Annotated in this window: 1 protein-coding gene; it reads left to right on the top strand. The window is 63.9% G+C overall.

What is annotated here, in order from left to right:
- Positions 1-238: 238 nt before the first annotated feature.
- Positions 239-2150 (top strand): S8 family serine peptidase (locus Q4E95_RS13085; RefSeq protein WP_303383717.1); only part of this gene is annotated, 1912 nt, incomplete at its 3' end.

The raw sequence follows: 2150 nt of genomic DNA, 5'->3' as shown, positions 1-2150 counted from the left end.
CCGCCATTGTCCTGAGTCGCGACATAGTTTAAGAACTGGCCGCGGCCCAGGACTTTTTTTGTACCCGGGCGCGGGCAACGACAACCCGCCCACATACCGGTTTGACAACTTCCTCAGCCGTGAATATTTACGATGGTAAACTTCGACCATTCGCAGTTCGAAATTCCTGCCGACGGACATCAGCTCATGAACGACTGCGCTGATCACAGCGACAGGGGCTGTTTCCCAGGGAGAAACCATGAAGACCAGCGCCGCACGAACACTCCTGACGCTCTCGCTATCGACGCTGCTGGTGGCGACGACCGCACCCGCGGTCGCAGCCCCGCCGGAAGGGCCGACCCCGGAGCAACAAGCGCAAGTTCAGCCGCCGACGGTCGGTGGTATCGGGTCGCTCGGCAGGGGAACCGGGGCCCAAGGCACGGTGCTACCGGAAACGGATCGGATCGTCGTGAAATTCAAGGACGAGATTCCCGCGGCCCAGAAGGAAAACGTCCTGGCAGAGGCAGAGACGTCCACCGAGATCGAAGACCCGGAAATCGTCAAGACCACCGGTAATGCCGAGGATGTCGTGGAGTCCGACACGCTGCTCAACAAGGCCGAACAGCAAGCAGTGGTCGAGACCATCGAGGAAGACCCGGCCGTCGAATCGGCGGAGCCTGATCTGATCGTGGTCAATGCGCTCGCCGCCCACGCCGGGTCCACCCCGAACGACCGGTACTGGGGTTACCAATGGGGTCCCAGGAACATCGGCGTGCCCGGCGCATGGTGGCAGGGCACCGGGGACGGCGTGGTGATCGGCGTCGCGGACACCGGCCAGATCAACCACCCGGACCTCAATCAGCGCACGGTCCGCGGCTACGACTTTTTATCCGATCTCTACCATTCACGCGACGGCAACGGCCGGGACAGCAACCCCCAGGACATGGGCGACTGGAGCACGGGCCGCGCCAACTGGTGGCACGGTGCGCACGTCGCGGGTATCGCGGCAGCGCACACCAACAATGGCACCGGCATTGCCGGGGTCGCCCCGGATGCCAGGATCCAGCACGCGCGCGTCCTGGGTGCTGATGGTCGCGGTTACGTCTCGGACATAGCCGACGGCGTGATGTGGTCGGCCGGCATTGCGATCCCGGGAGTCCCGCGGAACACGACCCCCGCCAAGGTGGTCAATCTCTCCGAGGCCTGGGATGCCACGTCCTGCGCGCCCGTGATGCAGAACGCGGTCAACCGCATGCATCAGATCGGAGTGCCCCTCGTAGTCGCTGCGGGCAACGCGGGCAAGAGCGCGAATCTGGCCTCGCCGGCCAACTGTGGCGGCGCGATCGTGGTGGGGGCGACGTCGTCCCACAACCGGATCACCGGCTACTCCAACTGGGGTCCGATGGTGGATGTTGTGGCGCCCGGTGGCGACACCAACGCGCAGATCTGGTCCACTGTCAACACCGGGAAATTCTCCCTGGGATCGCCCACGTACGGCGATCTGAGTGGAACGTCCATGGCGGCACCTCACGTGTCCGGTGTGATTGCGTTAATGAAGGAGCGCAACCCCAACCTGGGCGTTGAATCCATTCGTAACGCCCTGCGCAACACCGGGGTGAATGTGAACGGCTACCGCAAGGTGGACGCGAACCGTGCCGCGCGCGCGGTAGTTCCGACTGCGCGAGGGGCAATTGCGACGTACTACAACTCCAGGGGCGGAGCGGCCGTGTACGGTCCACCGACCACCGGTGAGCAGAGCACCGGCGTGGGCGGAGTGGTGCAGACGTTCGTAAGAAACGGCAGAGCCACCAAGATTTACTGGTCCTCCCAGACCGGGGCACGCGAGGTGAAGACCTGGACGGGTATCGGCGCCAGGCACGTCTCCCTGGGCGGCGCACGCGGAGTGGGCATCCCGTTCAATAACGAACAACCCACCTCCACCGGTGGTGCGTACCAGACGTTCGTGAATCCGCAGACGAACAAGACCACCAAGATCCTGTGGAGCTCGCGCAGCATGGCCAACCCGATCGTGGAACGTTCGGCCATCGGCCAGACTTGGGTACGCAATGGTTATGAGGCCAAAGCTGGCTACCCGACCACCGGGGAAGTCCGGACCTCTACCGGTGCCTATCAGCGCTTCATCAACGTCAAGACCGGGGTGCGAACCCAGT

This window comes from Kocuria sp. (assembly GCF_030536815.1).
GTDB classification, from domain to species: Bacteria; Actinomycetota; Actinomycetes; order Actinomycetales; family Micrococcaceae; genus Kocuria; species Kocuria gwangalliensis.
Note: the sequence above shows the minus strand (reverse complement) of the source record. Positions and strands in the feature narration are given on the sequence as shown.